Genomic DNA, 22,079 nt, shown 5'->3' on the forward strand with positions numbered 1-22,079 from the left:
AATTGCGGCAACCTTCTGAAGGTTCCCAATCCGCCTAATTTTTACACTCATCAAGTCGGCGGGAAGCCTCCGACATATAAAAACGATGAGGATGTAAAAATGAATCATGCGATTACGATGGGTATTTTCTGGCATCTGATAGGCGCAGCCAGTGCGGCCTGTTTCTATGCCCCGTTTAAAAAGGTTAAACACTGGTCGTGGGAAACCATGTGGTCCGTTGGGGGTACCGTCTCGTGGCTTATCCTGCCCTGGACCATCAGCGCTGTGCTGTTGCCCGATTTCTGGGCTTACTACTCTTCTTTTAACGCCTCCACGCTGCTGCCGGTGTTTCTGTTCGGTGCGATGTGGGGTATCGGTAACATCAACTATGGCCTGACCATGCGCTACCTCGGCATGTCGATGGGCATTGGTATTGCCATCGGTATTACGTTGATTGTCGGTACGCTGATGACGCCGATCCTCAACGGCAACTTCGATGTGCTGATCCACACTCAGGGCGGGCAGATGACGCTGCTTGGCGTGCTGGTTGCGGTGATTGGCGTGGCTATCGTGACCCGCGCAGGCCAACTCAAAGAGCGCAAAATGGGCATTAAGGCCGAAGACTTCAACCTGAAGAAAGGTCTGGTGCTGGCGGTGATGTGCGGCATTTTTTCGGCCGGTATGTCCTTTGCGATGAACGCCGCCAAACCGATGCATGAAGCCGCTGCCGCGTTGGGCGTAGACCCGCTGTACGTTGCGCTGCCAAGCTACGTGGTGATTATGGGCGGCGGCGCGCTGGTGAACCTGGGCTTCTGCTTCATTCGTCTGGCAAAAGTGAAGAACTTGTCGGTAAAAGCAGACTTCTCTCTGGCAAAACCGTTGATCATCACCAACGTGCTGCTCTCTGCTCTCGGCGGCCTGATGTGGTATTTGCAGTTCTTCTTCTACGCCTGGGGTCACGCCAGTATTCCGGCGCAGTATGACTACATGAGCTGGATGCTGCACATGAGCTTCTACGTGCTGTGCGGCGGGTTAGTGGGTTTGATCCTGAAGGAGTGGAACAATGCCGGGCGTCGTCCGGTGGGCGTACTGAGCCTGGGCTGCGTGGTGATTATTATCGCCGCCAACATCGTTGGCCTCGGCATGGCGAACTGATTACGCCGCCTTTCGACTGCGATGACGCCACTGAACCGGCGTCATCCCCACCTCGCGGTTAAACACCACCGAAAAGTAGTTACTGTCCTCAAAGCCACAGCGCATCGCCACTTCACTGACCATCAGCTCCGTATGCTGTAGCAGATACTGAGCATGACAGATGCGCAGCTGGCGCAGATAGTGGTTCACCGTCATTCCCGTCTGAGTACGAAACTGCTGGCGCAGCGCGCGCTCGCTGCACTGCTCCTGTTCGCAAAACTTCTCCAGCACGAAGCTCTTGTTCAGGCTGCCCGCAAGGGTGGTAATGAGCTTGTCCAGCAGCGCTTCCTGTTCACTCGCGGAGGGGTTATCGGTGGCGTAGCGATAGCGTTTGAGCGTCATGACCAGCTGTGCGAAAAGCAGTTCCGCCATCGGGTTGGCAAGCGGGTCGGCCTTCTGGCTCTCCTGTTCAAGCAGGGAAATCACCTGGCGCACCTGGGTCATGCCGTTGCTGCTTAAACGCCAGTGCGGCGTGTTGCTGGCATCGTTAAACCCCGGGATATGCGCGGCCCAGTCGACGTTGAGCTTGAGTCTGTCCGGGCAATAAATCACGTTCTGCAACACCAGATCGTTTACCGAGGCGTAGGAGTGTTTGTCTTCGGCGCGGATATAAAACAGGTCACCGCGAGTAATACGGTAAGGCCGGTCGTTGAGAACGTGTAAGCCGTTTCCCCGCCACACCAGCACCAGCTCACAAAACTCATGCGTGTGTTCGGCAAAAACATTTTGCGGATAGCGATCGGCCACCGCAACGGACTGGCCAGCGGAGGCAAAGAAATCATTTTTGCGAAGGATTAACTGAGCAGCCACACCACAACCTCAACGGCGAATAACCTGACATTATTAGCTTTTTTGCGGCAAGAAAACGGTGACTGCCCTCGCGTTACTGGAGTGATGCGTCCTTACCCTGGCGAATATCGCGCGGCGACCAGTTAAATTCCCGGCGAAACAAAGTCGAAAAATGGTTACTGTCGCCGAAACCGCAGCGATAGGCGATATCCGTAACGCTTTCGTCAGTATGGCGCAGCAGGTGGCGCGCTTTGATCAGGCGCAGGCGGTTGAGGTAGCGCTGCGGCGTGAGTCCGGTGTGATGTTTGAGTTGACGATGCAGGGTGCGTAGCGATAACGAGAAATCATCCGCCAGCGTTTCCCAGCGGATATCCTCGGCAAAGTGGTCTTCCAGCCAGGCCATCAGTTGATTCAGCCGCGCGTCGTTATTCTCCAGCCCTTCCACCAGGCTACTGCGGCGCAGCAGTACCAGTAACTGCATAAACAGCAGCTCGCGGGTGGCGATGACATGCGTCTCGTGCCCGTCTTCACTCTTTTCCATCTGATTAACCAGCAGGCGCACCTGTTGCAGCGTGGCCTGATTCACCCGCCAGTGCGACGGATAATGCCCGTCCTTCTCCTGCGGCAGCAGCTGGTTAAGCCCCGAAAGAAACTGAAACGCATCCGGTGACCGGTAAAGCACATTGGTCAGACACAGGTTGTCCGTATGTTCATACAAATGTCTGTCGTGGTCACGCACAAAGCACACCGTACCGCCGCTGATAGTGTACGGCTGGCCATTAAACACGTGGATCCCCGTACCGTGTTCAACAATCACAATTTCATGGAAATCATGATAATGCTCCGGAAATGCAGCCTGTGGGAGCCGTGGTTCAATCGCAACAGGCGAACCTCCCGAAGGAAAAAAATCCACGCTGTGTAGTACGGTCATAGCAGCCCCCACCGATGAGAAATGTTCTCAAAATAGTAATTAAGGCTCTTCAGACTCACCTTAAATTTTCGGCAGCAAACCTCGCAAAAGCTGCCCGTTTTTCAAGAAACAGATGGAAAGATCAGGAAATGCGGCAAGCGTCACATTGCCTGCAAAGCCCGCCATTACTGGAAACTGTGAACTCCCTCACGTTCATCTTTGCTTTCTTGCCAGCCCCGGTTTTCGCCTGTCAGTAACGAGAAGGTGACTTTTTCTTCCCTTTCTTACACTCATCCCCAATGACTTAAAGAGGGACCCGAACATGACATTTCGCCATTGTGTGGCAGTCGATTTAGGCGCATCCAGCGGCCGCGTAATGCTGGCCACGTATGACTGTACCCAGCGCACACTTTCGCTTCGTGAAATGCACCGCTTTGTTAACTGCCTGCAAAAGCAGGATGGTTTTGACACCTGGGATATTGATGGCCTGGAGGCCGAAATCCGCATCGGGCTGACGAAAGTCTGCGATGACGGGATCCGTATCGATAGCATCGGTATTGATACCTGGGGCGTGGATTATGTGCTGCTTGGTCACAACGGCGAGCGCGTTGGCCTGCCTGTTTCGTATCGCGACAGTCGTACCGATGGTGTAATGATGCAGGCCATCGAACAACTCGGCATGGCGAATATCTATGGCCGCTCAGGCATTCAGTTCCTCCCTTTCAATACGCTCTACCAGCTGCGCGCCCTGGTCGACACACAGCCGGAGCTGGTGACGAATGTCGCCCATGCCTTGTTGATCCCGGATTACTTCAGCTACCGCCTGACCGGCAACATGAACTGGGAATACACCAACGCCACCACGACTCAGCTGGTCAACATCAATTCCGATAACTGGGACGAACATCTGCTGAACTGGACGGGCGCATCCGCTTCCTGGTTCGGCACGCCAACCCATCCCGGTAATGTGATCGGTCAGTGGATATGCCCGCAGGGCAATGAAATCCCGGTGGTGGCCGTTGCGAGCCACGATACCGCCAGCGCGGTGATTGCCTCGCCGCTCGCCAGTAAAGACGCAGCCTACCTCTCTTCCGGCACCTGGTCGCTGATGGGCTTTGAGAGCAAAACGCCGTACACCAGCACCGCCGCTCTGGTGGCAAACATCACCAATGAAGGCGGTGCGGAAGGCCGTTATCGGGTGCTGAAAAACATCATGGGTTTGTGGCTGCTTCAGCGCGTGCTGAAAGAGCAAAGCATTACCGACCTGCCGCGCCTCATCGCCGATACCGGAGCACTGGCTGCATGTCGCTTCCTGATTAACCCGAACGATGACCGTTTTATTAACCCGGCGCACATGAGCGCGGAGATCCAGGCCGCCTGCTTTGAGGCCGGACATTCCGTGCCATCCAGCCCCGCTGAGCTGGCGCGCTGCATATTCGACAGCCTGGCGCTGCTGTATGCCGATGTGCTGAGCGAGCTGGAAGCCCTTCGCGGTAAGCCATTCAGCCAGTTACACATCGTGGGCGGTGGCTGCCAGAACCAGCTTCTGAACCAGCTTTGCGCCGATGCCTGCGGTATCACCGTGGTGGCAGGCCCTGTTGAAGCCTCCACGCTCGGCAATATCGGCATTCAGCTGATGACGCTGGATGAGCTTTCAAACGTTGACGATTTCCGCTCGGTGGTGACAGCGAACTACAGCCTGACCACCTTCACACCCAATCCCTGCAATGAAATTGCCCGCTACCGGGCCCAGTTTCAGCAAAAACGACTGACTAAGGAGCTTTGCGCATGACCACTCAACTTGAACAAGCCTGGGACCTGGCTAAACAGCGTTTCGCCGCCGTTGGCGTGGATGTCGAAGAGGCGCTGAGCCAGCTCGACCGTCTGCCGGTGTCCATGCACTGCTGGCAGGGCGATGACGTCGCCGGTTTCGAAAACCCGGGCGGTTCCCTGACGGGGGGCATTCAGGCGACCGGTAACTATCCGGGCAAAGCGCGTAACGCGACCGAACTGCGTGCCGATCTGGAACTGGCACTAAGCCTGATCCCGGGGCCAAAACGCCTGAACCTTCATGCGATTTACCTCGAATCAAGCGAGCCAGTTGCGCGTAACGAGATCAAACCAGAACACTTTAAGAACTGGGTTGAGTGGGCGAAAGCCAACAAACTGGGGCTGGACTTTAACCCGTCCTGCTTCTCTCACCCGCTGAGCGCCGACGGTTTTACCCTCGCCCATGCGGATGATGAAATTCGTCAGTTCTGGATCGACCACGTGAAGGCCTGCCGCCGTGTCTCGGCCTGGTTCGGCGAACAGCTTGGCACGCCATCGGTGATGAACATCTGGATCCCGGACGGCATGAAAGATATCACCGTTGACCGTCTGGCCCCGCGTCAGCGCCTGCTGGCCGCACTGGATGAGGCTATCAGCGAAAAACTGAACCCGGCGCACCACATCGACGCCGTAGAGAGCAAGCTGTTCGGCATTGGCGCTGAAAGTTACACCGTGGGCTCTAACGAGTTCTACATGGGTTACGCCACCAGCCGCCAGACCGCGCTGTGCCTGGACGCCGGTCACTTCCATCCAACAGAGGTGATCTCCGACAAAATTTCCGCCGCCATGCTCTACGTGCCGCGCCTGCTGCTGCATGTGAGCCGCCCGGTACGCTGGGACAGCGACCACGTCGTGCTGCTGGATGACGAAACGCAGGCCATCGCCAGCGAAATCATTCGCCACGACCTGTTCGACCGCGTGCACATTGGCCTCGACTTCTTCGATGCCTCCATCAACCGCATCGCGGCATGGGTTATCGGCACCCGCAACATGAAGAAAGCGCTGCTGCGGGCGCTGCTGGAACCGACCGATGCACTCAAACAGTTGGAAGCTAACGGCGACTACACCGCCCGTCTGGCCCTGCTGGAAGAGCAGAAATCCCTGCCATGGCAGGCGGTCTGGGAAATGTATTGCCAGCGTAACGATGCCCCGGCGGGCAGCCAGTGGCTGGACAACGTGCGGGCGTATGAGAAAGAGATTCTGAGCAAACGTGGATAAGTAATCCCGGCAAGAACCGACTGCATCAGGTACACGCCCGGTGCAGTCGGCGTTAGATCTGTACCAATAAAAACATCGCGTCCCGCTGATTCAGACGGGACGAAAACCACCTGCAATCCCTACAACTAACTCAAGTCAGTGGAGTAAAAGCAATGAAAATAAAGACAAGCTTGATCCTCACCGTTGCCGCTCTGGCGTTGTCCGGTTCCGCTTTAGCAGAAGTCAAAATCGCCCTGGTGGCGAAATCATTAGGAAATGGATTCTTCGAGGCAGCGAACGTTGGCGCACAGGAGGCAGCCAAAGAGTTAGGTGATGTAAAAGTCATTTATACCGGCCCAACCACAACCACCGCTGAAGCGCAGATCGAAGTGCTGAACGGGCTGATCGCCCAGGGCGTTGATGCGATCGCGATTTCAGCGAACGATCCTGACGCTCTGGTTCCGGTGCTGAAGAAAGCGATGCAGCGTGGGATCAAAGTCGTTTCCTGGGATTCCGGCGTGGCAAAAGCCGGGCGTCAAATCCACCTGAACCCGTCCAACAACGCCCTGATTGGCGAAACCAACGTCAAGCTCGCTGCCGATGCGCTAAAAGCGCTGAACGTGGATAAAGGCGAAGTGGCCGTGCTGAGCGCCACGCCAACCTCCACCAACCAGAACACCTGGATTGCGGAGATGAAAAAGGTGCTGCCGCAGTACCCGTCCGTCAATCTGGTGACCGTGGCGTACGGTGACGATCTCTCTGACAAGAGCTACCGCGAAGCGGTCGGTCTGTTGAAAACCTACCCGGACCTGAAAGTGATCGTTTCGCCATCGTCTGTCGGCATTGTGGCCGCAGCCCAGGCGGTCAAAGACCAGGGCAAGATTGGCAAAGTGTACGTCACGGGATTAGGGCTGCCGTCTGAAATGGCGGGCGCGGTGAAATCTGGTGCCAGCAAGAGCTTTGCTATCTGGAACCCCATCGATCTGGGCTACGCCGCAACCTATTTAGCAGATGACCTGGTGAAAGGTACGGCAACGAAAGACGAAGCCAGCATGGGTAAACTGGGCAAAGTGAAGCTGGATGCCGACGGTAACGGGGCGATGGCTGAGCCGTTCGTCTACGATGCCAGCAATATTGATAAGTTCTCGAAGATCTTTTGATCCTTTCCCCCTCTCCCGGTGGGAGAGGGAATACTATGGAGAACTATCATGACCCCATTGCTACAGCTTTCCGGCATCACCAAGGTTTTCCCGGGGGTGCGTGCCCTTGAGAACGTCCAGCTTGAGCTCTGGCCCGGCAAAGTCACCGCCCTTATTGGTGAAAACGGTGCGGGCAAGTCGACGCTGGTCAAAGTGATGACCGGCATTTACCAGCCTGAAGAGGGCGAGATCCTCTATAAGGCGATCCCTATTCAGCTCCCGACGCCGGAATCGGCGCACAAGGTTGGGATCACCGCCATTCATCAGGAAACCGTCCTGTTCGATGAACTGTCGGTCACCGAAAATATTTTCGTCGGGCAATACCTCTACAAAGGCTTTTTCAAAAAGCTCGACTGGCCAGAGATGCACCGCCGGGCGCAGGCCATCCTCACCCGCCTGGAAGTACAAATCGACCCACGCGCCACGCTGAAAACCCTGAGCATCGCCCAGCGTCATATGGTGGCGATTGCCCGTGCGCTGTCGTTTGAGGCGCAGGTCGTTATTCTCGACGAACCCACGGCAGCCCTGTCGCAACACGAAATCCTCGAGTTTTACCAAATCGTTGAACGCTTAAAGCAGGAAGGCAAAGCCATCCTGTTTATTTCGCACAAGTTCGACGAGATCTTTGAGCTTGCCGACCACTACACCATTTTGCGCGACGGCATCTTTGTGGGTGCCGGGGCGATGAGCGAGATAACCGAAGAGCGGATGGTGTCGATGATGGTCGGGCGCGCCATTACCCAGACCTTCCCGAAAGTCGACTGCGAAAAAGGCGCAACGGTGCTGGAGGTGAAAGACCTGTGCCACCCGACCGAATTCGCCAATATCACTTTTTCCCTGCGTAAAGGGGAAATTCTTGGCTTCTATGGGCTGGTGGGCGCCGGGCGTACCGAACTGATGCAGGCACTTTCTGGCGTCACGCGGCCGTCGTCCGGGGAAATTGTTCTGAACGGCCACGCACAGCACTTTCGCCAGCCTGCCGATGCCATCAAAGCCGGTATCGTCTGCGTGCCGGAAGAGCGTCAGAAACAGGGCGCCATTATCGAACTGCCTATTGCGCAGAACATCAGCCTGCCGCAGCTCAGCAAGCTCAACCCGAATGGTGTGCTGGACGATGACCGTGAATGGCGGCTGGCAGACGAGTATGCAAAGCGTTTGCAGGTCAAAGCCTTTAGCTGGAAGCAGGCGGTTGAAACCCTCTCAGGCGGTAACCAACAAAAAGTAGTGATCGGCAAATGGCTGGCCACGCATCCTGACGTGATCATCCTCGATGAGCCAACAAAAGGCATTGATATCGGCTCAAAAGCAGCGGTTCATCAATTTATGTCCGAACTGGTTGGGCAGGGCCTGGCGGTGATTATGGTGTCGTCAGAGCTGCCGGAAGTGATGGGCATGGCGGACAGGATAATCGTCATGCACGAAGGGCTGATGGTGGCGGAATATCAGGCGGGCGCTGCCACGGCGGAAACCATCGTTAGCGCCGCCAGCGGTGCAAAACAGGAGGCGGCATAATGTTGAACCAACTCCTTAAACACCGTGAAGCCCTGCTGGGGGCGGTCATTATTCTGATGGTGATTGCCATTGGCAGCCGCGTGCCGTCGTTTATCGCGCCGGGTAACCTGGTGGAGATATTTAACGATACCTCCATTCTGGTAATCCTCGCACTTGGGCAGATGATGGTGCTGCTGACCAAAGGCATTGATTTGTCGATGGCGGCGAACCTTGCGTTGACCGGGATGATTGTCGCGCTGATTAACTTCCATTACCCGGATGTTCCCGTCTGGACACTGCTGATCCTCGCCACCGCGCTTGGCCTGCTGATGGGCGTCATTAACGGCCTGCTGGTGTGGAAGCTGGGCATTCCGGCGATTGTCGTGACGCTGGGCACCATGAGCATTTACCGCGGGATAATCTTTTTGCTCTCCGGCGGCGGTTGGGTCAACTCTAACCAGATGGGGGCGGATTTTCTCGGTCTGCCGCGCGCCTCGGTGCTGGGGCTGCCGGTGCTGAGCTGGTGCGCCATCGCCGCGGTGCTGCTGGTGGGCTATTTCCTGCGTTACAGCCGTACGGGCCGTGCGCTCTACACCGCAGGCGGTAACGCCACGGCGGCCTACTACACCGGGATCAACGCCGGAAAGATGCAGTTTGTCAGCTTCTGCCTGTCGGGGCTGTTAGCCGGATTCTGCGGCTATCTGTGGATTTCACGCTTTGCGGTGGCTTATGTCGATGTTGCCAACGGCTTTGAGTTACAGGTAGTGGCGGCGTGCGTCATCGGCGGGATCAGTACCATGGGCGGTACCGGGCGGGTGCTCGGCTGTCTGTTTGGCGCGCTTTTCCTCGGGGTCATCAACAACGCCCTGCCGGTGATTGGCGTCTCTCCGTTCTGGCAAATGGCGATTTCCGGCACGGTTATCGTGATTGCGGTTCTGCTTAACGAGCGCGGCAATAAACGTAAAGGCCGCCTGATCCTGCGTGACGCCGCGCTGGCACGTCAGAAAATGGCGGTGAAATCATGAGCAAAATGATGACCTCTGAAGAGTTCAAAAACGAGCCTGCTCCGGCGGGCATTTTCCAGCGCCTGCTGTGCTGGGAAGGTTTTCTGCTGGCAGTCACGCTGGCGGTGTTTGTGGTGAATGCCCTCGCCTCACCCTATTTCCTCAACATCTGGAACCTCTCGGATGCGACATTCAACTTCACCGAAAAAGCGATCATCGTGCTGCCAATGGCGATGCTGATTATCGCCCGGGAAATTGATCTGTCGGTGGCCTCCACCATTGCACTCAGCTCCACGGTAATGGGCTTTTGCGCGGCAGCTGGCCTGGATACGCCACTGCTGGTGTGCGTGGGATTAGGCGTGGGGCTGCTGTGCGGGTTGTTCAACGGCATCCTGGTGACGCGCTTTAACCTGTCATCCATCGTCATCACCATCGGCACCATGAGCCTGTATCGCGGTATCACTTACATCCTGCTCGGCGATCAGGCGCTGAACAGCTACCCGGACAGCTTCGCCTGGTTAGGGCAAGGCTACGTCTTTGGCGCGCTGTCATTTGAGTTTGCCCTGTTCATCGTGCTCGCGGCGGTGTTTGCCTTTGTGCTGCACCGTACCAACTTTGGCCGTCGCACCTACGCCATCGGGAATAACCCAACCGGCGCGTGGTATTCGGGCATTAACGTCAAACGCCATAACCTGATCCTGTTTGCACTGGTGGGGCTGATGTCCGGCCTGGCTTCGGTGCTGCTGACCTCGCGTCTGGGCAGTACCCGCCCGACGATCGCGATGGGCTGGGAGCTGGCAGTGGTGACGATGGCGGTGCTCGGTGGGGTCAATATTCTGGGCGGATCCGGCAGCATGGTCGGCGTGATTATCGCCGCCTTCCTGATGGGGCTGGTGACCTTTGGCCTGAGCTTGCTTAACGTGCCCGGCATTGTGATGTCGGTGATTATCGGCGCGATGCTGATCGTGGTGATTTCACTGCCCATTATTACGCGCCGGATTATGCAGCGAAGACGGATCTAATTGCCGGGTGGCACTGCGCCACCGGGCATAAAAATCACAGTAATTAAGGAGAATTATCATGAGCTTTATGTTGGCACTTCCAAAAATCAGCCTGCACGGCGCGGGTGCAATCGGCGATATGGTGAATCTGGTGGCAAACAAACAGTGGGGTAAAGCACTGGTCGTCACCGATGGTCAGCTGGTGAAACTCGGCCTGCTGGACAGCCTGTTCGCCGCGCTGGACGCCCATCAGATGTCATACCATCTGTTTGATGAGGTATTCCCGAACCCGACGGAAGCCCTGGTGCAGAAAGGTTTTGCAGCTTACCAGAGCGCGGAGTGTGATTACGTCATCGCCTTCGGCGGTGGCAGCCCGATTGATACCGCCAAAGCCATCAAGATCCTCACCGCCAACCCTGGCCCGTCAACCGCTTATTCTGGCGTGGGCAAGGTGAAAAACGCGGGCGTGCCGCTGGTGGCGATTAACACCACCGCAGGCACGGCGGCAGAGATGACCAGCAACGCGGTCATCATCGATTCCGCGCGCCAGGTGAAAGAGGTGATCATCGACCCGAACATCATCCCGGATATCGCCGTGGACGATGCCAGCGTAATGCTCGATATTCCTGCGTCCGTCACCGCCGCTACCGGTATGGATGCATTAACCCACGCCATTGAAGCCTATGTCTCCGTTGGCGCTCACCCACTGACCGATGCCAATGCGCTGGAAGCCATTCGCCTGATCAACCTGTGGCTGCCAAAAGCGGTCGACGATGGCCATAACCTGGAAGCGCGCGAGCAAATGGCGTTTGGTCAGTATCTGGCGGGTATGGCGTTCAACAGTGCGGGTCTGGGGCTGGTACATGCCCTTGCACACCAGCCGGGCGCAACCCACAACCTGCCGCACGGCGTGTGCAATGCCATCCTGCTGCCGATCATCGAAAACTTTAACCGCCCTCACGCTGTCGCGCGCTTCGCCCGTGTGGCGCAGGCGATGGGCGTCGACACGCGCGGCATGAGCGATGAAGCGGCAAGCCAGTCAGCCATCCAGGCAATCCGCGACCTGAGCATCCGGGTTGGCATCCCGTCTGGTTTCAGCCAGCTTGGCGTGACCAAAGCGGATATCGAAGGCTGGCTGGATAAAGCCCTCGCCGACCCTTGTGCGCCATGCAACCCACGCACCGCCAGCCGCGATGAAGTCCGCGAGCTGTATCTGGAGGCATTATGATCCGCAAAGCCTTTGTGATGCAGGTAAACCCGGACGCGCACGAAGAGTACCAGCGTCGCCATAACCCCATCTGGCCTGAGCTGGAAGCCACGCTGAAAAGCCACGGCGCGCACCACTACGCCATTTATCTCGACAGGGAACGCAATCTGCTGTTTGCAACCGTAGAGATTGAATCGGAAGAGCGCTGGAACGCGGTAGCGAATACCGACGTTTGCCAGCGCTGGTGGAAATTCATGGGTGACGTCATGCCGTCGAACCCGGATAACAGCCCGGTCAGCGCCGGGCTGAAAGAGGTATTTTACCTGGCCTGATCGGGTAACGCTGCCGCGCCCGCGGCAGCGGCAATCTCCTGCCGGCTGCTCAGCGTAAATGCCGACACCACCGTAATCGCCAGCACAAAACAGCCCAGCATCAGGTAAGTATCCTGGAAACCGATCCGGTCATACATATTCCCGGCAAAGGCGGAGAGGAAAATGGCCGCCGACTGTTTCGCAAACTGAAAGCCAATCAGGTAGATAGTGGCCGACAGGCGAGTATCAAACACCCCGGTGATGTACTTGAATGCCCCCACCAACAGGAACGGCACTTCCAGCGCGTGCAGCATCTTCAGGGCAATCACCTCCACGGCGGTGGTGGCAAATGACGAACCGATAATGCGCGTCGCCATAATCAGCCCGGCAATCAGCAGCGTGTTTTTCGCCCCGATGCGGTTAATGATCCACGGCGAACAGAACATGATGATGGCATTACATATTTCCCCTGCCGTGGTGGCAAAACCAAAGGCGCGCGTCCCTTCCTGCGGTGTGGCAAAGAAGGTTTTGAAGAAGGTAGCGAACTGCTGGTCGAACACGTCATACACGCAGGCCACGCCAATCACATACAGGATGAACATCCACATTCTGCGCTGACGGAACAGGTTGAATACGGTTTTGGCGGTGATCTGCGGCTGGTTTGCGCCCAGGGCGTTCATCACCTGCGCCGTCTGGTTGGGCTTCGGCTTCGCGACCACCAGCAGCAGCATCAACAGCAGCGCCGCCCCCGACCCCATCCAGAAGACATACGACGGATCGATGCCGAACAGGATCCCCCCCGTTGAGGCACACAGCCCCCAGCCGAGACAGCCGAACATGCGCGCCTTGCCGTACTCGAAGAAGCTGTTGCGACTCACACGTTCAATGTAAGCCTCAATCGCCCCTGAACCCGCCGAGAAGACAAATCCGATGTACAACCCGCCGCTCAACGCACCCAGCCAGATATTGGCTTTAAGCAGTGGCGCAAAGATGAACAGGAAGAACGGCGCGAATAAAAACAGCAGCACCGCGATAATCCACAGCAGATGTTTTTTCAGCCCCAGCTTATCTGAGATAACCCCCAGCACCGGCTGGAAGGCGATAGCCGAAAGCGAAATGCAGGAGAACACAATCCCGGTATGGGTTTTGTTCAGCCCGATGATATCCGACAGCCAGATCGGCAGGAACGGAAAGCAGGTGGCCATAATGAAGAAATAGAGAAAGAAAAACAGCCCGAAGATCCAGAAATTAGGGTTGTCTTTGTGGGTACAGGTTGTTGTGTTCATTATTTTTATCCTCAACGGAGGGCCGGTTACCCGGTCCATCACCCTTACACGCGTTCCACGCCAATCAGAATGGCGGTTTCCGGGTCCAGGATCGGCAGCGCAATCCCCGCCTGCATCAACCACTCACCGCTCACCGTTTGCGGTGTTTCCATCCACGCCGGTAACTTGCGCATGGTGTGGCCGCCCTCACCCGTTAAACGAATATTCGGGTGATCGAGCAGGGTGATGCGATACTGCGCGCTGGCCTCCAGCCCCGGCATGCGCAGCGGCATCATCAGGGTGTAATCCGGCATCGCGAGCTGGCTGACAATAAACAGCCCCTGCGTTTTGTCTTCGCTCACTATACCCTGCGCCAGGGTGCTGCTATCCGGCATATCTACCCGCCACTGGATACCGTGATGGATAACCTCGCGCCACTGCTTATGCAGCGCGGCGTAATGGCGATACCCTTCGCGTTCCTGCGCGTCCACGCTGAGTGGATCCAGCTCCAGCCCCATATGGCCAAACAACGCCGTCAGGCCACGGAAGGCTATGCTGTGCTGGCGGAAGGTGGCGTGACATTTATGATGACCGATATGCGCGCCCATCACCTCTGGCGGGAAGAAATAGCTCATGCCCCGCTGAATGGTGTTGCGCTCCAGCGCATCGTTATTATCTGAAGCCCAGAAACGGTGACTGCGGGTCAACACCTCATAGTCAATGCGTCCGCCGCCGGAAGAACAGGATTCAAATTCAATATGCGGGAAACGCTCGCCCAGCACATCTAACAGACGATAGAACTGGTGCGTTTGTGCATCGGCGGCGGCTTTACCGTTATGCCCGGGCTGCACCAGCTCGCGGTTCATATCCCATTTCACGTAGTCGACCGCATGTTCGCCCAGAAGCCAGCTCATACGTTCGACCAGATAGTCGAAAGCTTCCGGGATATTCAGGTTGAGTACCAGCTGATGACGTCCGGTCGCCTGCTCGTAGCCCGGCAACGCCAGCACCCAGTCGGGATGTGCACGGTAGAGGTCAGAATCAGGGCTAATCATTTCCGGCTCAACCCAGATGCCAAACTCCATGCCGAGTTGTTTCACATGATTGATGACCGGCGTCAGGCCGTTCGGGTATTTTTTCTCATCCAGATACCAGTCGCCCAGCGCGCGGCGATCATCGTTGCGGCCTTTGAACCAGCCATCGTCGATAATAAAACGCTCGACACCCAACGCCGCCGCTTCGTCGGCCATCCGCATAATGTATTCAGGATCATGGTGGAAATAGATCCCTTCCCAGGTGTTGAGGTGCACCGGGCGCGGTTTGTTTTCCGGGAAGCGGATAATGTTGCTACGCAGGTAGCGGTGGAACTGCTGGCTCATGCCGTTCAGCCCCTGCGCTGAGTAGCTCGCAAACAGGCGCGGCGTCCAGAGCGTTTCCCCTTCGTTAATCGCCATTTCCCCTGGCAGATAGAGCGCTTCGGCCTGGAGATAACGGCGTCCATCCGTTTTGGCTTCAGCGCGCAGGCGGTGGTTACCGCTCCAGCCCAGATGTACGCCCCAGACGTCACCCTGCATTTCGCTGAAAGACGAGGTGCCTGAGATCAGCGCCGGGAAGTGCTCATGGGATGTTTTTCCGCGGCGGTTTTCTATCACAAAGCTGTTGTGCTCAAGCTTCACGCGGTGCGGCTGAAATTCGTGGATCCAGCGCCCATGAAAGGCCATCACTTCCTGAGCGCGTTCCGCAACCGGCAGCGTCACGGCAAAGCGGTCAACCTGCCAGGGAAGTGCGCGCAGGTTAGTTAAACCATGACGTACCACCAGCACGCCACTGGCATCGAGCGCCAGCTCACTGGTCAGGCGCAGGCCAGCGTGCGCATCTTCTGCCGTCACCGTCAGGGTGTGCCCCTGCAGCCGTACATCAGATGTCCTGAATACCGGCGAGCCGTCCAGCCCCTGCCGGTGCCCCTCAATCCCGGGCGACCCAAACAAACCGTGGCCCAGCTCCGCCATCAGCGTGACCGGGGAGTCAACATCCAGTCTGCCGTTGGCCACCGGGCGCGACAGACTAGCTGCATCCAGTGGTGAAAAGTGGCTAAGATGTGGCCCCCAGTAGAGAATTTCGGCGAACGGGTGCGTTTTTATCACCACGTCTACCGTCTTACTTTCGAGTCGTAAAATGAAATCTTGCATCAGACATCTCCTGTCATCGGGATGCCCTGAGTGTTGATCCGAAACGTTTCGGATGAGAACCAAAACGTTTCGGATTTGTGATCGGGTTTGGAAATTTGCTGTATTTAGGCCGTCTGACCTGGGGAGAATTCCGGCTGCCAGAGCACCTGAAGCTGAGCGATATCGTCGCCGTTAATCAGCTGGCGCACCATATCGGCAATCTGTATTCCCACGCCCTGTCGCGTTGACTGGATAACGGATGCCACGTCGATTTCCACGATGCTGTCCTGCGGCAAACCGTCGTATACCACCAGCGACACCGCGTTTTCGCCTGTTAAGCGGCCACGCTGTGCCAGTGCCATGGCCGCGCCGTCGCCGTGGGTGTTGCAGTCGGTAATGATGGCTGTAGGCGGTTGTGGCAAAGAGAGGAGTTCATTCGTGGTGGCATACCCCACGCGACGCGATGGCGGCATGGCGCGCAGCCATTCGCTGGAAAGGCCAGCTTCCCGCAATGCGTCCAGATAACCCTGCCGACGCTGCGTAATGAAAGCCTGACTGTTGCTCTCACCCAGAAACGCAATCCGCTGATGGCCCTTGTCGATAAGCCAGCGGGTCGCCTGATACGTACCAGCATAATTGTCGAAATCGAACCATGCGTACGGTTGCGGCAACTGGCTACGCCCGAGCGCCAGGAAAGGAAATCCGGCGGCCTGGAGCTGCTCCAGACGCGGGTCATGATCCAGCGTATGCGCCACAATCAGCGCATCCACGCGGCGGCTTTGCACCATGCGCATGTAGCTGTGCTTGTCGGCCAGATCGTCATCGGCAATCAGCAGGAGATCGATTTCATGTCGCGCAAGTTCGTGGCTAATTTCGCCGACCATGTCCATAAATACGCTGTTATTGAGCGGAACAGGATGAACCGGAAACACCAGACCGACGGCATCGATTTTACCCATCTTCAGACGCCGGGCGAAGGTATTAGGCCGGTAACCCCGTCGCTGGGCCTCCGCTTCAACGCGGGTGCGCGTCTCACTGGAGACGTCGTCATATCCGTTCAGGGCGCGGCTGACGGTGGTAACAGACAACCCCAGTTCTTTGGCAATGGCTTTAAGCGACATGATTTTCCGTAACTTCGTTAGTTTTGTTCCGCAACCAGCAACGCATGGGTATCCGGCTCCAGCGCCTTAAAAATATGCGGCAGATCGGCGGGATAGCAAATGTAATCCCCTGGCCCCAACTCCTCTGGCGCATCCGTCAGGCCAACCAGCGCCCGGCCTTGCGTCACAATAATATGCTCAACCGAGCCCGGCGGATGCGGCTGGGAAATACGATCCGCACCCGGCTGCGTCAGCAGCAAATAGACATCCCGACGGGCACCCGGCGGGCACCCGGCCAGCAAAATCGCCTGATAGTTTGCCTGTTCAGCAATCACTTTGGTGCCTTCACCACGGCGAATAACCTGCGTGGTGGGCTGCTGCGGCTCCAGCAAGCGGGCAAACGGAATACCCAGCGCAACACAAAGCGACCAGAGCGTCTCCAGGCTTGGGTTACCGTTGCCGGATTCCAGCTGCGAAAGCGTGGACTTGGCGATCCCGGCACGGCGGGCAATTTCCGCCAGTGAAAGCCCGGTTCGCAGGCGTTCTCGCACCAGACTTTTGGCGATCACGCTAATTGGCTGCGTCATATAACGGCCTCTGTTCTATAAATCGAACGAATCGTTCATCTTGAAAAACGATATTGATGCGTTCATTATAATGGAAATACGTTCGATATGGCTAAAATTGTATGAAGCATCACCTCTCCTGCCTTAAGGGCGACACGATAAAAGCAATCATCCTGGTGTGCCTGGCGGTGGGCGTAGTCGGGATGTCCTATGGCTCGCTGGCGATGGCGTATGGTTTCCCGGTCTGGGTGCCGTTTGTGCTGTCTATCACCGTGCTGGCGGGCGCGTCTGAATTTATGTTTATCGGCATTGTGGCGAGCGGCGGTAATCCGCTGGCGGCTGCCGCTGCGGGCTTACTGGTCAACGCGCGTCATGTCCCGTTCGGCGTAACAGTGCGTGAACTGGTGGGTAAGCGCGGCCTCAGCCTGCTCGGCTGCCACATCATGAACGATGAAAGTGTGGTCTTTGGCCTGTCGCAAAAAACGCCTGAACAGCGAAAAGCCGCCTACTGGTTATGCGGTCTTGGCGTGGCGCTCATCTGGCCGCTCGGCGCGTTACTGGGGGCAGTGGTTGGCAAGCTCTTACCCGCCCCGGAAACCATCGGACTGGATGCCGTGTTCCCTGCCATTTTACTGGCGCTGGTGGTTCCGGCATTTAAAAACCGCACCACGCTTATCCGCGCCTGTAGCGGCGCCATGTTGTCGCTGGCCGCCGTGCCATTTGCCCCGGTCGGTTTACCGGTTCTTCTTTCTTTACTGGGCCTGGCGGCGAGGAAAAAATAATGGGAAACATGACATTCTTTATTCTGGGTATCGCCATCTTATCGGCAGGGACGTATCTGATGCGTCTTGGCGGGGCGAAACTTGGGAACCGACTGGCGCTTTCTGAGCGTTCACAGGCGCTGCTTTCTGACGCGGCAACGGTATTGCTGTTCTCCGTGGCGCTGGCGACCACGTTTTATGAAGGGGAACACTTCGCCGGAATGGCGCGGGTGCTGGGCGTGGCGTTTGCGGTGTTTTTAGCCTGGCGAAAAATGCCGTTAATTGTGGTAATCGTGGCGGCGGCGGTCGTGACGGCGCTGCTGCGTCTGGCAGGAATACAGTAAAAGCCCGACAGCACGCGACCGTCGGGCAAGGCGGCGCTTACTGCGCCGCGAGGGTATCGTAATTTACCGTTAGCATTTCTTCGAGCTCCGCCGCATCGCCCGTCTTAAATGCGTTATCGTTGAGATAGGTGACCACGGAGAGCGTAACAACCAGCTGTTTGCCCGCCACCTCGCTGCCGTTCACCGCGACAAGAGACATATCCGGTGGTAGCGTAACCTCTGCCGCGCCAGCGGTAACCAGCCCTGAACCGCGCGGCATGGCTGCCAGCTGTACGGCGCTATTGTCCATACGGGCCTCTTTCGCCGTAATTTTCAGCGCACCGTTTTCGCTAAAGCGATAGGCGTGATTTCCACGGGTTGGCCCATCCACCTCAAGGCGGATCTTACGCGCATCAGGGCAGATCACCGACACCTGGATCTCACGCTCTGACGAGGCGTAACCCCGGTAATGTTTGCCGGCAATATCCGTACTGACCTTGCGCATCGTCTCCCGACGCAGGAGGCCATTGTTAACATTCTTCACCGAAGAAACGACCTGACACGCCTCTTCTGCCAGGACGGTGGGGGCATGAGCCATTGCGGCACAGGCCAACAGCAGTAAACAGGTGCGATAAATCATCAGAGACATTTTCCGTTTATCTCCTCGTAGAATTGAGTGGGGTCCGCTTCCGGTAACGTGAAACTCAGCCTGCAGCGGCCATTATCCTGCTTCGCATAGAGCGTCTGGCTGGCGGAAATATCATTCAGGAAGATGATGCCGTCTTCCGGTGCTGAGGTGATGTACTCTCCTTTGCCATCCACGACAGAAACACCTTTCGGTAACGGGGTGCCGTCCGCACGGGTGATGTTCAGCAGCACGCGCCGCTGGCTCAGCGTAGAAAACTTCCAGTGTGCAAACGCCCCGTGAGAGGCCTTCAGCGACGCGTGGCCATTGCTGACGTCCAGGTTGCCCGGCAGACTTTGCGTATCGATTTCCACCTTGCTTTCACTGAACGGCGTCAGAGCGGGGACGACTGCTCTGCCCCATTTGTCCGTCCAGACATCACCGCGAGGGGTGCCGATCGCCACGCCGGCAACAGGTTTATCCAGCGCCACGACCGCATAGGTATCCGTCACCGGATAAGGTGAGAAGGTGACGCCATCACCATGCGCGACAATGCCACCGCTCAGCGCTACGGAGGCGTTACGGTTGCTTTCATTGTCACCGCCCAACCCCACCGCGAGCGAGGTGTAGTGCAGGTTACTGCTCAGCGAACTGTCCCAATTTGTCACGTTATCATCGTGATCCTGAGAGACGCCCACCGTGTAGGTGTTTTCGTTGTTAAGTGAACCCATTGCACGGGTCCCATAAGAGGCTTTGCCCTCATTTTCCCGGTACCAGCTGTTGGTAGACACGCCGGAACGGCCCAGCGGCACGGACACATTCACATAAAACATGTCGCTATCGCTGGTGCTCTTATCGCCGTGGCTGATGTCTGATTCCCAGTTGACGCTGACGCTGAAAGAGCGAAACGACTGGGACCATGACGAAATAATACGACGGCTATCGTATTCGCTGTTCCAGGTCTGGTTGTTGTAGTAGCTCAGTGTGAAACGGCCCAGCATCGTATTCGACCAGCTCACGCCAACGCTGGTGTCGTATTTCGTGGTTGAGTAATCGTCGTCGCTGTACAGTTCCTGCATTTCACGGTACTTCGGCGTACCGTAGCTCCCGCCAAGCGACAGGCCGAGTCCATACGGCAATGAGTAGCCGATATCCAGCGTGGTTTTATTGCCATCGGTCTGCGAAAAGTTATCAATCGAGCCGAGAAAACCCAGCGAGGCATACATATGCTGCATCGGCACGGTGTCAACGTTGGCTGAGAAACCGTAATAGTGGTTATCCGCCATCACCATGCCAGCGAGAAAATTCATGCGGTTATTGATAGACCAACCGTTTGACGCGGCGACAATCCATGGCTGCGTAAAGTTCGTCTCCATATTATCTGCACGTCCGACAGCAAGCGAAAATCCCGGCGCGCGGCCAACGTGGTTGCTGCGAAAGGTGCTGGCTGCAACCGTAAAATGACTTTCGCTGCCGTCGGTTTCCGTCACCGTGACGTTTAAATCTGTGTTCAGGTTGGCAATCGGCACATCACTTAAGGTGAACGGCCCGGCGGGTACCAGCGTGGAGAAAACCAGCTGTCCGCCCTGGCGAATATCCACGCGTGCCTGGGCGTTACGGGCAATACCACTGACCTCAATGCCGCTGCGATAATCCGACTGGAGGGCGTTATCTGGCATCATCTGTACGCCATAAATGCCCGGCATACTGAAGCGGCTGTTAGCGATGTTAATTTGCCCTCCCTGGACCATCACACCGTAGTCGGTAAAGGTGCGCTGAGCATAGGTGTACAGCGATTCGCTCTCGAACGGCATGCCGCTGCCGTCGCTGATAAACTGCGAACTGCGCACAATCCAGTCGCCCGCGTTAAAACCGAACTCAAACGAAGACTGAAAGCGATCGGATTTATCATCATCAAAGTCGTAATGGGTGCCAAACATGGAGTAGTTCAGCATCGCCGCGCGTCCGCCGCGTACGTCAGCCACCTGGCGATCACTTTCCGGGTTAACGGCCTCTGGCGGCACAACCAGTGAAATTTCCTCAACGTCCGGGGAGGTGACCACGGTCGCATTTTTCCAGTACTGATGAATTAAGGGGCAAGTTTCACGTTTGAGTTTTTTATATAACCCGGCACTTTCCAGGAATTCGCCATCAATACAAGGAAAACCCTCATCATTAAATTTCACGGGCATAATGCCGCGCTTTTTACCGTTAATGATGACGGTGACATTATGATAGCCCGGCATAAATCGCGGTGCGACGGCATAATAGTCAGCAATTGCCGGATCGAGGCCACTCTCTTTTAGCGCATCGGTATCGAATAACGCCCTTGCCAACTCCATCGAGGGCAATGCAGTGGGAAGTATTTCTGCGCGAATGCTGAACGCTACCGCGCTCAGGAAAAATACCAGCGCACCTGATTTACAGGAGGAAAGTATCATGGCCACTCCGTCTGGTATTATTATTTTAATTCTGCAATGTAAGAACTGGCTTTATAGCCAAAACGGGTGGCGGGGTAAATTTCCACCTTGTTATCCTGTCCTGATATTGTGCTCCCCGACGTCGCTTTCATCGTCTGACCGGGAAGAATATAACTTTTATCAAATTTTACCTGTGTTCCGGACGGTAATAGCTTTGCGTTTTGTTCCATACGTACCACATACGGTGTATCGTTTACCACCGTCAGGCTACCGCCTTTAATTTGCCAGTGCAGATCTTTCCACGGTTCCATATTCACTTCGAGACCTGCCGGGTGAATAATGACAGGCAGGTTCTGGCTGAAAACCATTTTAACTTTATTCTGCTCTCGCTGCGGAATGGTGGAAAAAATGACACGTTTTAAGTGTTCAGTTTTTAATTTTTCCGCACTATCTTTTAAGACAAAACGCACACGCTGAGTTTTACCGGCATTTACACGCACTACCGGCTGAGTAACAATCACACCCGGTTTTGGATCGTCCGGTAAATCGACAATACGGGTATAAAGAAGCTGAGCAGAATCGTCGGTATTTTTCACATCCATGCTCGCGCCGCGTTCGTCTTCTTTAATGAGCAGCAGTGAAGTGTCTGGCACCATACCGGCAGCAAACGTCTTCAGCGAAGATAAAAGAAAAACACAGAGCAACGTTTTTTTAGAAATAATCATAATATTAGTCCGTT

General features: G+C 56.3%; 20 protein-coding genes. 11 read left to right on the forward strand and 9 right to left on the reverse strand.

Translation table 11 applies throughout. The features are described from left to right. Nucleotides 1-99: 99 nt before the first annotated feature. Nucleotides 100-1,134 carry an L-rhamnose/proton symporter RhaT gene (gene rhaT / locus HV107_RS09680; protein ID WP_182063010.1) on the forward strand — a complete coding sequence of 345 codons (1,035 nt, stop codon included), beginning with the start codon at nt 100-102 and terminating at the stop codon, nt 1,132-1,134. Here the strand turns inward: rhaT and rhaR are convergent, their stop codons facing one another. Continuing rightward, on the reverse strand, nt 1,135-1,983 hold the full coding sequence (rhaR, locus tag HV107_RS09685; RefSeq protein WP_182063011.1) for an HTH-type transcriptional activator RhaR: 849 nt from the start codon (nt 1,981-1,983) through the stop codon (nt 1,135-1,137). A gap of 73 nt (nt 1,984-2,056) precedes the next feature. Next, the gene (rhaS, locus tag HV107_RS09690; RefSeq protein ID WP_182063012.1) at nt 2,057-2,893 is read right to left on the reverse strand and encodes an HTH-type transcriptional activator RhaS; all 837 of its coding nucleotides are present in this window, start codon (nt 2,891-2,893) and stop codon (nt 2,057-2,059) included. Nucleotides 2,894-3,194: 301 nt separating this feature from the next. On the opposite strand from rhaS (HV107_RS09690), the gene rhaB reads away from it, so the two are divergent. From rhaB to rhaM, 8 genes are all read left to right on the forward strand, one after another. After that, nucleotides 3,195-4,664, forward strand: coding sequence for a rhamnulokinase (gene rhaB / locus HV107_RS09695; RefSeq protein ID WP_182063013.1), 1,470 nt, complete (start codon nt 3,195-3,197; stop codon nt 4,662-4,664). After that, the gene (rhaA, locus tag HV107_RS09700; RefSeq protein ID WP_182063014.1) at nt 4,661-5,920 is read left to right on the forward strand and encodes an L-rhamnose isomerase; all 1,260 of its coding nucleotides are present in this window, start codon (nt 4,661-4,663) and stop codon (nt 5,918-5,920) included. The genes rhaB and rhaA overlap by 4 nt, the downstream gene beginning before the upstream one ends. Nucleotides 5,921-6,072: 152 nt before the next feature. Continuing rightward, nucleotides 6,073-7,059: a rhamnose ABC transporter substrate-binding protein gene (gene rhaS, locus HV107_RS09705; protein ID WP_166718514.1), complete on the forward strand. Its 987-nt coding sequence runs from the start codon at nt 6,073-6,075 to the stop codon at nt 7,057-7,059. Nucleotides 7,060-7,107: 48 nt separating this feature from the next. Continuing rightward, nucleotides 7,108-8,610 (forward strand): sugar ABC transporter ATP-binding protein, encoded by a 1,503-nt coding sequence (locus HV107_RS09710; RefSeq protein WP_182063015.1) that lies wholly within the window; start codon nt 7,108-7,110, stop codon nt 8,608-8,610. Next, the gene (locus HV107_RS09715; protein ID WP_182063016.1) at nt 8,610-9,614 is read left to right on the forward strand and encodes an ABC transporter permease; all 1,005 of its coding nucleotides are present in this window, start codon (nt 8,610-8,612) and stop codon (nt 9,612-9,614) included. The genes HV107_RS09710 and HV107_RS09715 overlap by 1 nt, the downstream gene beginning before the upstream one ends. Next, nucleotides 9,611-10,615: an ABC transporter permease gene (locus HV107_RS09720; RefSeq protein ID WP_182063017.1), complete on the forward strand. Its 1,005-nt coding sequence runs from the start codon at nt 9,611-9,613 to the stop codon at nt 10,613-10,615. Before HV107_RS09715 ends, HV107_RS09720 begins: the two co-directional genes overlap by 4 nt. 58 nt (nt 10,616-10,673) lie before the next feature. Further along, nucleotides 10,674-11,822: a lactaldehyde reductase gene (gene fucO / locus HV107_RS09725; protein WP_182063018.1), complete on the forward strand. Its 1,149-nt coding sequence runs from the start codon at nt 10,674-10,676 to the stop codon at nt 11,820-11,822. After that, nucleotides 11,819-12,133 (forward strand): L-rhamnose mutarotase, encoded by a 315-nt coding sequence (rhaM, locus tag HV107_RS09730; RefSeq protein WP_182063019.1) that lies wholly within the window; start codon nt 11,819-11,821, stop codon nt 12,131-12,133. Before fucO ends, rhaM begins: the two co-directional genes overlap by 4 nt. On the opposite strand, the gene HV107_RS09735 is transcribed toward rhaM, so the two are convergent. From HV107_RS09735 to HV107_RS09750, 4 genes are all read right to left on the reverse strand, one after another. Further along, the gene (locus HV107_RS09735) at nt 12,121-13,398 is read right to left on the reverse strand and encodes an MFS transporter (protein WP_182063020.1); all 1,278 of its coding nucleotides are present in this window, start codon (nt 13,396-13,398) and stop codon (nt 12,121-12,123) included. The two genes, rhaM and HV107_RS09735, sit on opposite strands and share 13 nt — an antisense overlap. A gap of 44 nt (nt 13,399-13,442) precedes the next feature. Further along, nucleotides 13,443-15,566: an alpha-galactosidase gene (locus tag HV107_RS09740; RefSeq protein ID WP_182063021.1), complete on the reverse strand. Its 2,124-nt coding sequence runs from the start codon at nt 15,564-15,566 to the stop codon at nt 13,443-13,445. Between the two features lie 104 nt (nt 15,567-15,670). Next, the gene (locus HV107_RS09745; RefSeq protein ID WP_182063022.1) at nt 15,671-16,666 is read right to left on the reverse strand and encodes a LacI family DNA-binding transcriptional regulator; all 996 of its coding nucleotides are present in this window, start codon (nt 16,664-16,666) and stop codon (nt 15,671-15,673) included. 17 nt (nt 16,667-16,683) lie between these two features. After that, entirely contained in the window at nt 16,684-17,232 is a 549-nt protein-coding gene (locus HV107_RS09750) for a helix-turn-helix domain-containing protein (RefSeq protein WP_182063023.1), read from the reverse strand. 101 nt (nt 17,233-17,333) lie between these two features. On the opposite strand from HV107_RS09750, the gene HV107_RS09755 reads away from it, so the two are divergent. Further along, nucleotides 17,334-17,993: an AzlC family ABC transporter permease gene (locus HV107_RS09755; protein WP_182063024.1), complete on the forward strand. Its 660-nt coding sequence runs from the start codon at nt 17,334-17,336 to the stop codon at nt 17,991-17,993. Then, on the forward strand, nt 17,993-18,316 hold the full coding sequence (locus HV107_RS09760; RefSeq protein WP_182063025.1) for an AzlD domain-containing protein: 324 nt from the start codon (nt 17,993-17,995) through the stop codon (nt 18,314-18,316). The genes HV107_RS09755 and HV107_RS09760 overlap by 1 nt, the downstream gene beginning before the upstream one ends. 37 nt (nt 18,317-18,353) lie before the next feature. Here HV107_RS09760 and HV107_RS09765 read toward each other — a convergent pair whose 3' ends face one another. From HV107_RS09765 to HV107_RS09775, 3 genes are read right to left on the reverse strand one after another with little or no spacing between them, the layout of a single operon-like run. After that, nucleotides 18,354-18,944 (reverse strand): hypothetical protein, encoded by a 591-nt coding sequence (locus tag HV107_RS09765; protein WP_182063026.1) that lies wholly within the window; start codon nt 18,942-18,944, stop codon nt 18,354-18,356. Next, entirely contained in the window at nt 18,935-21,361 is a 2,427-nt protein-coding gene (locus HV107_RS09770; RefSeq protein WP_182063027.1) for a fimbrial biogenesis outer membrane usher protein, read from the reverse strand. The genes HV107_RS09765 and HV107_RS09770 overlap by 10 nt, the downstream gene beginning before the upstream one ends. A 20-nt stretch (nt 21,362-21,381) precedes the next feature. Next, nucleotides 21,382-22,065, reverse strand: a complete 684-nt coding sequence (locus HV107_RS09775; RefSeq protein ID WP_182063028.1) for a fimbria/pilus chaperone family protein — start codon at nt 22,063-22,065, stop codon at nt 21,382-21,384. Nucleotides 22,066-22,079 lie beyond the last annotated feature (14 nt).

Origin of the sequence: Enterobacter sp. RHBSTW-00175 (assembly GCF_013927005.1) — a bacterium.
Taxonomy (GTDB): domain Bacteria; phylum Pseudomonadota; class Gammaproteobacteria; order Enterobacterales; family Enterobacteriaceae; genus Enterobacter.

What these genes read in the sequence shown, in the direction of transcription:
- rhaT (WP_182063010.1), top strand. Translation starts at nt 100, where the DNA reads ATGAATCATGCGATTACGATGGGTATTTTCTGGCATCTGATAGGCGCA.
- rhaS (WP_182063012.1), bottom strand. Translation starts at nt 2,893, where the DNA reads ATGACCGTACTACACAGCGTGGATTTTTTTCCTTCGGGAGGTTCGCCT.
- rhaB (WP_182063013.1), top strand. Translation starts at nt 3,195, where the DNA reads ATGACATTTCGCCATTGTGTGGCAGTCGATTTAGGCGCATCCAGCGGC.
- rhaA (WP_182063014.1), top strand. Translation starts at nt 4,661, where the DNA reads ATGACCACTCAACTTGAACAAGCCTGGGACCTGGCTAAACAGCGTTTC.
- rhaS (WP_166718514.1), top strand. Translation starts at nt 6,073, where the DNA reads ATGAAAATAAAGACAAGCTTGATCCTCACCGTTGCCGCTCTGGCGTTG.
- HV107_RS09710 (WP_182063015.1), top strand. Translation starts at nt 7,108, where the DNA reads ATGACCCCATTGCTACAGCTTTCCGGCATCACCAAGGTTTTCCCGGGG.
- HV107_RS09715 (WP_182063016.1), top strand. Translation starts at nt 8,610, where the DNA reads ATGTTGAACCAACTCCTTAAACACCGTGAAGCCCTGCTGGGGGCGGTC.
- HV107_RS09720 (WP_182063017.1), top strand. Translation starts at nt 9,611, where the DNA reads ATGAGCAAAATGATGACCTCTGAAGAGTTCAAAAACGAGCCTGCTCCG.
- fucO (WP_182063018.1), top strand. Translation starts at nt 10,674, where the DNA reads ATGAGCTTTATGTTGGCACTTCCAAAAATCAGCCTGCACGGCGCGGGT.
- rhaM (WP_182063019.1), top strand. Translation starts at nt 11,819, where the DNA reads ATGATCCGCAAAGCCTTTGTGATGCAGGTAAACCCGGACGCGCACGAA.
- HV107_RS09735 (WP_182063020.1), bottom strand. Translation starts at nt 13,398, where the DNA reads ATGAACACAACAACCTGTACCCACAAAGACAACCCTAATTTCTGGATC.
- HV107_RS09740 (WP_182063021.1), bottom strand. Translation starts at nt 15,566, where the DNA reads ATGCAAGATTTCATTTTACGACTCGAAAGTAAGACGGTAGACGTGGTG.
- HV107_RS09745 (WP_182063022.1), bottom strand. Translation starts at nt 16,666, where the DNA reads ATGTCGCTTAAAGCCATTGCCAAAGAACTGGGGTTGTCTGTTACCACC.
- HV107_RS09750 (WP_182063023.1), bottom strand. Translation starts at nt 17,232, where the DNA reads ATGACGCAGCCAATTAGCGTGATCGCCAAAAGTCTGGTGCGAGAACGC.
- HV107_RS09755 (WP_182063024.1), top strand. Translation starts at nt 17,334, where the DNA reads ATGAAGCATCACCTCTCCTGCCTTAAGGGCGACACGATAAAAGCAATC.
- HV107_RS09760 (WP_182063025.1), top strand. Translation starts at nt 17,993, where the DNA reads ATGGGAAACATGACATTCTTTATTCTGGGTATCGCCATCTTATCGGCA.
- HV107_RS09765 (WP_182063026.1), bottom strand. Translation starts at nt 18,944, where the DNA reads ATGTCTCTGATGATTTATCGCACCTGTTTACTGCTGTTGGCCTGTGCC.
- HV107_RS09770 (WP_182063027.1), bottom strand. Translation starts at nt 21,361, where the DNA reads ATGATACTTTCCTCCTGTAAATCAGGTGCGCTGGTATTTTTCCTGAGC.
- HV107_RS09775 (WP_182063028.1), bottom strand. Translation starts at nt 22,065, where the DNA reads ATGATTATTTCTAAAAAAACGTTGCTCTGTGTTTTTCTTTTATCTTCG.